General features: G+C 30.4%; 1 protein-coding gene. It reads right to left on the bottom strand.

Annotation, left to right across the window (positions count from 1 at the left end):
- Positions 1-91: 91 nt before the first annotated feature.
- Positions 92-1,123 (bottom strand): deoxyguanosinetriphosphate triphosphohydrolase, encoded by a 1,032-nt coding sequence (locus E6A48_RS11495; RefSeq protein ID WP_219710449.1) that lies wholly within the window; start codon positions 1,121-1,123, stop codon positions 92-94.
- Positions 1,124-1,275 lie beyond the last annotated feature (152 nt).

The raw sequence follows: 1,275 nt of genomic DNA, 5'->3' as shown, positions 1-1,275 counted from the left end.
GCGGGAAAAAGTTGAATAAAAAACTTATATGGCAAAATATAGTTATTTCACAAAAAATCAAGAAAATATATTTGTTTCCTTATAACTATTTTTAAATAGAATTAAGTTTGCCGTAGGTAATAGACTTATGAAGTTTAATAGCTTCAGAGTCTGTAAGATGTGCTACGTAATCTTTTACCAATTCTTCATCACTGCTATAGGCTATATCTGCTTTTTTAAATAATTTATCTTCTTCTATAATTTCTAAATGTTTTAATAAATATTCAAATATACTAGATATTATTCTGTTTACCCTATCAACATCTTCCAATATTTCTTTACTCTCATAAACTTTTTTAAACATAAAAGCCCTTAAATCATTAATAGCCTTTAATACTTCTTTATCTATATCTATTTCCATTTTCTCCATACTAGCATTAATTACCCCCATTATCATAGTATCAGCCCTCTCTCCGTAACTCTTACCAAGAACATTTATTATATCTTTTGGTATATCATGATAATTTAAAAGTCCGTATCTTATAGCATCATCAACATCATGATTAGCATAAGCTATAGTATCAGCAATTCTCACAATCATACCCTCATTAGTTGAAGGTCCTGATGAGTCTGTGAGTAATTTTCCTGTTTTTCCTTTAGTGTGTTTTAATATACCGTCTCTTACTTCAAATGTGAGGTTAAGTCCTTTGCCTTTTTCTAAATGTTCTACCACCCTTAAAGATTGCACAGAATGATGAAATCCTTTGAAATATTTTGATATAGCTCTCTCTCCGGCATGTCCAAATGGTGAATGCCCCAAATCATGTCCTAATGCTATAGCCTCTGTTAAATCTTCATTAAGCCTCAATGCCCTTGCTATGCTTCTTGCTATTTGCATAACTTCTAATGTATGTGTGAGTCTTGTTCTAAAATCTCCAACAGAGAGCATTATTACTTGTGCTTTGTCCTTTAATCTTCTAAAATATTCGCTATGTATGATTCTGTCTCTGTCTTGCATATAAAGTGTTCTTATATCATCTTCTTCTCTTGGTTGTTGGCAGCCTTTGCTGTTTGAAGAAAATGATGCTGCGGGAGACAAAAAACTTTTTTCTCTTGTTTCTATATCTAATCTTATTGTTCTCAAAATTAATATCCTTTTTACATATTATGTTAATATTACATTATAATAAAAAAAATACAATTACATAAAATATTTGATGTGTTATGAGCTAATTCTTTTAGTACCAAATGAAGTACACTTTCGGAGTGACCCAAAGAAGCAAAAGGACTGCATTT

This window comes from Brachyspira pilosicoli (assembly GCF_019402445.1).
GTDB lineage: Bacteria > Spirochaetota > Brachyspiria > Brachyspirales > Brachyspiraceae > Brachyspira > Brachyspira pilosicoli_B.
This window is presented reverse-complemented; position numbering and strand designations above follow the sequence as displayed.